Raw genomic sequence first — 4,421 nt, forward strand, 5'->3', positions numbered from 1 at the left:
GGCTAGGGGGGATCTCTGAGTGCTTAACATTACAGGCGATACCTTTTCAAAAACACCCTCTTAGCGTTCGCATCAGCGTTTGTAAAGGCGACAAACGATCGCCCCTGCGAGGTCTCTGGAAAAAGAAACCGTCGTGCCGTCTGCCTTGTGCCGGAGGCGATCGCGACAGTCATACACCTCCATCGGACGCACCACACCGTCTACGCTCACCGCCGCCCGATATTCCCAAAAGTTTTTGGCGCTGCGCTGGAGGCTCAGCACGCACACCGAATGCCCGTCTACCACCCGACAAAACACGGGCGCGGCGAGGCTGCTGCTCTGCAAAGCTGGCGCTAGCGCCCCAAAACCCAACCCCAGCCCAAATGCCAGCATCCACCCCAGCAGTCGCCTGATCCCCAGCATTTTCTTCCTCATCGTTTCACGACGTTGTTTCACGACGGTTCTCAATCCAAACCCCAGAAATTCCCAATCCAAACCCCAGAAATTCCCAATCCCAAATCCAAAACCTTTAATGATCCACCGTCCCGTATGATCAGGGCAGAGACGCACGTTAGAAGACCGGGAATGCCAACCATCTGGGAGCTAGATTTCTATTCTCGACCAGTTTTGGACGAGAAGGGCAAAAAGCTGTGGGAAGTTTTGATCTGCGAAAGCCCTCTGGACGTGAAGCAGCCAGTGGACGGGCTATTTCGCTATTCCACCTTTTTGAGCAACACCGAGGTCAACTCGGTCAAGCTGCGGGAATCGGTCGAAGCGGCGATCGCCCAGGCCCCCGCCCCGCCCGACAAAATCCGCTTCTTTCGGCGGCAAATGTCGAACATGATTACCAAAGCCTGCGAGGAGGCTGGCATTCCTGCCTACGCCAGCCGCCGCACCCTCGCCCTCAGCCGTTGGCTCGACGAGCGCCTGGCCAGTGTCTATCCAGAAATGCCCAACTATCAGGCCGGCGGCAATCCCTCGGTGCTGCTGCCCAACCCTACGCCCCAGCCCCTCCCGGATGCCTTGATTGGGGAAAAGTGGGCCTTTGTCACGCTGGAGGCAGCGGCCTTTGACGACCTGAGCGAATGGGCGATCGACTTTGGGGAATCGTTTCCGCTGGCGCTGGCGGGACTCGCCCCTGACACACCTGTTCCGGGTCTGCTGCTGTTTTCCAGCCGCGCCCTGCCCCTTGCTGCCTGGATGTCAGGGCTGGAACTCGCCTACGTGAAATATCTCTCTGAATCCAAGCCACCCCAACTGCTCTTGGAAACGGGTGGCAGCGATTCCTGGATTTTGGCAACCCTGACGACGGCCGCCCTCCAGCAAGAAGCTGCCCAGTTTGAAATGGCCAAAGCCAAAGCTGGCGGCATTCATTTCATCGCCGTGCAAACCGATCCGCAGGCAGAGGAATTTAAAGGATTCTGGCTGCTGGCGGAGTTGGTGCTGGGCTGAGGGAGGGCTGAAAATCTCCTCTCCCCATCTCCTAGACTCTCCTCCCCGATCGCTTTAATCGCTCCATCAGCACTCTCCACCCCCGCCTATGGCTCCTCGTCCGCCCTCATCCCTATCCCTGGCAGAGCAACTGCTGGAATTGGCGCTGCGGTCTGGGGCCGAGGCGGCGGAGGTTTATGAGTCGCAATCGCTGTCGCGGCCGGTGTTTTTTGAGGCGAATCGGCTGAAGCAATTGGAAACCTCGCAGGCCGAGGGAATTGCGCTGCGACTATGGCGAGATGGGCGGCCGGGGCTGGCGGTGGCCTATGGGCCGGTGGAGCCAGGGGCGCTGGTGGAACGGGCGATCGCCCTCAGTCAGCTCAGCGAGCCAGAGACGATCGAACTGGCTCCCGCCCATCCCAAGCACTACCCCGATTTGGGGGTGGGCGTACCCGTCGAACAGTTGGTGGAATGGGGACGAGAGGCGATCGCCCTGGTGCGCGAACAATATCCCGAAGCGCTCTGCACGGCGGACTGGGAGTGCGATGTGGAAACCACGCGGCTGATCAACTCCAACGGGCTGGACTGCGGCTATACCGACACCACCCTCAGTTGCTACATGGCAGCGGAATGGATTCGCGGCGAAGATTTTCTCAGCGTGGCCGACGGCCAGACCGAACGCGGCATTCTCGACCCGGTTTCGCTGGCGCAGCAGATTGTGCAGCGGCTCGACTGGGCGCAACGCAACACCGCGCCGCCCGTGGGCAAAGTGCCTGTGCTGTTTACCTCCAAAGCGGCGGATATGCTGTGGGGCACGGTGCAATCTGCCATGAACGGCAAGCAGGTAATTGAGCGGGCCTCGCCCTGGAGCGATCGCCTTGGGGAACCCGTGATGGATTCCCGCCTCACCCTGTCGCAGCATCCCGACATCGGCCCCTTTAGCTGCCCCTTCGACGATGAAGGCAGCCCGACCCAGCCCATCACCTTTGTTAAAGAGGGCGCGTTGCAGTTGTTCTACACCGACCGCACCATCGGCCGCGCCCTCAGCAGCGGCACCACGGGCAACGGCTTTCGTCCGGGTTTGGGCAGCTATCCCACGCCGGGCCTGTTTAACCTGATTGTCGAACCGGGCTTTAAGCCGCTGGAAAGCCTGCTGGCGCTTATGCAAGACGGCATTATCGTGGATCAAATGCTGGGTGGCGGCGCAGGCATTTCGGGCGAATTTTCGATCAATGTCGATCTGGGCTATCGAGTGCGGCGCGGTGAGGTGGTGGGCCGCGTCAAAGACACGATGGTTGCGGGGAATGTCTATACGGCGCTGCGAAACCTGATTGAATTGGGCGGTGATGCTGAATGGAATGGCTCTTGCTACACGCCGTCAGTGGTGGTGGGTGGGCTATCGGTGACGGGGCGAGTGTAGGGGTGGGGATTTGGGGGATTTTAGATTTTGGACTGGGGATTACAGCCTCCTGAGAGCAAGTGAATGGCGCTGTGGATGACAGTGCTGGAAGCTGTGGAGACGGTTGACCCGTGATCCGAAACTGCAAATCCAAAATCGCAAAATCGAGAATCGACCTAATATTTCTGATATTTCTTCTCATATTTCAGAGCAACGAAGTCAAAAACAGAGCGGCATGGAAACGCTTGACTGCCCCATGCCGCTCTTGATCTGGCTCTGAAAACAGGCTACAAACAGGCTGAAAACAGGTGAATGAAATGCGAACCCGCGCTATTCCTTGGTCACCACCACTTTGACAACGCCTTCGTTGTCCTCCAGGTGGGTATCCACAAAGAAGGCATCTAGCTTGGCCGGTTCCAGCACTTCCAGGTGCAGCACGTCGTCGTAGCCATTCAGCGTAGACCAAGTTGCGCCGACGGGAACGCCCGTCTTCTGGTTGATCACCTTGCCGTTATAAATCCACAGGATGACCCACGGTTCGCCTGGATGACCGGCTTCGGCTTTGTAGTCAAAGGCTCCTTCTGTGATGCGGATGGCATACTTGCCGGGGGCCAGGTCAGTCTTAACCGCGATGTCGTTCTGAATGCGGCTGATGTCGGGATCGCTCAGCAGGAGGCAGTTTGCCTTGCTGTCTACCTTCAGGTCGGCGACGGAGGTATAGGTCGGCTGGGTCAAACCGGCGATCGCCGCACCACCTGCCGCCACGCCCCCCAGCACTGCACCCGCCGCCGGAACCCCATCGGCAAACACCGAAGGAACGCGCACATGCTCCGACCGAGCAGCAGGGAGCCAGGTGCCATCGGCAGTGGTGTAGCCCACCTCGGCCAGATAGTCGCGATCGGGCGTGGCAATGGGCACATGATAATCCTGGTCTAGCTCCGACACGTCATAGGTTTTGACATCGTGGGCCGATTGTTTGTCCAGGTCAATGTTGGTCACGTCATACAGCTTCAGCTTAAAGTCGCGACCTCCCTTCGCTTTCAGATCTGCCTTTTGCTCGTCGGGCACTTCCCAATAGGCGTAGACCGTTTTGGAATCGCGGGGGGTTAGCACGATGCGGCCGGTCTTGTCCTTGCCTGCCAGCCCCACCAGCGCTGCCCCTGCGGCTGCTGCACCCCCTAGCACCGCCGCGCCGGGGACACGAGCCGCCTGGACGACTTCACGGGTTTCGGGCGTTTCTACCACTGGCGCAATATCAGCCGCCTCTACCGGGCAAGCGGGCACGCGCACATGCTCAGAGCGCACTGCCGGAAGCCAAGTGCCGTCGGCAGTGGTGTAGCCCACCTCCACCAGATAATCGCGATCGTCCACGGCGATGGGCAGGTGGCGATCCTGGTCGGTTTCTGCCACGTCAAACATCTGGACGCTGTGCGGCTCCTGACGATTCAGGTCGATGTCTGTCACGTCCAGCAGTTTCAGCTTTAGATCTCGACCGCCCCGACGCTTTAGGTCAGCCTTCTGATCGTCCGTCAGTTCCCAATAGGCGTAGGCATCTCGACAGTTGTAAGGCGTTAGCACCACACGGCTGCTGGGGCGTACCGGGGGCGGCAGG

At 59.5% G+C, this 4,421-nt stretch carries 4 protein-coding genes; 2 read left to right on the forward strand and 2 right to left on the reverse strand.

Features of this window, described 5'->3' with window-relative positions:
* Nucleotides 1-72: 72 nt before the first annotated feature.
* Nucleotides 73-435, reverse strand: a complete 363-nt coding sequence (locus IGS51_RS14350; RefSeq protein WP_297079185.1) for a hypothetical protein — start codon at nt 433-435, stop codon at nt 73-75.
* A gap of 129 nt (nt 436-564) precedes the next feature.
* Here IGS51_RS14350 and IGS51_RS14355 point away from each other — a divergent pair, with 129 nt between their 5' ends.
* Entirely contained in the window at nt 565-1,431 is an 867-nt protein-coding gene (locus IGS51_RS14355) for a Tab2/Atab2 family RNA-binding protein (RefSeq protein WP_297079187.1), read from the forward strand.
* 88 nt (nt 1,432-1,519) lie between these two features.
* Entirely contained in the window at nt 1,520-2,830 is a 1,311-nt protein-coding gene (locus IGS51_RS14360) for a TldD/PmbA family protein (protein ID WP_297079189.1), read from the forward strand.
* Nucleotides 2,831-3,139: 309 nt separating this feature from the next.
* Here IGS51_RS14360 and IGS51_RS14365 read toward each other — a convergent pair.
* On the reverse strand, nt 3,140-4,421 hold a 1,282-nt coding region (locus tag IGS51_RS14365), incomplete at its 5' end, for a DUF4912 domain-containing protein (protein ID WP_297079190.1).

The organism is Thermoleptolyngbya sp. M55_K2018_002, from assembly GCF_015295965.1.
In the GTDB taxonomy this organism is placed as follows: domain Bacteria; phylum Cyanobacteriota; class Cyanobacteriia; order Elainellales; family Elainellaceae; genus Thermoleptolyngbya; species Thermoleptolyngbya sichuanensis.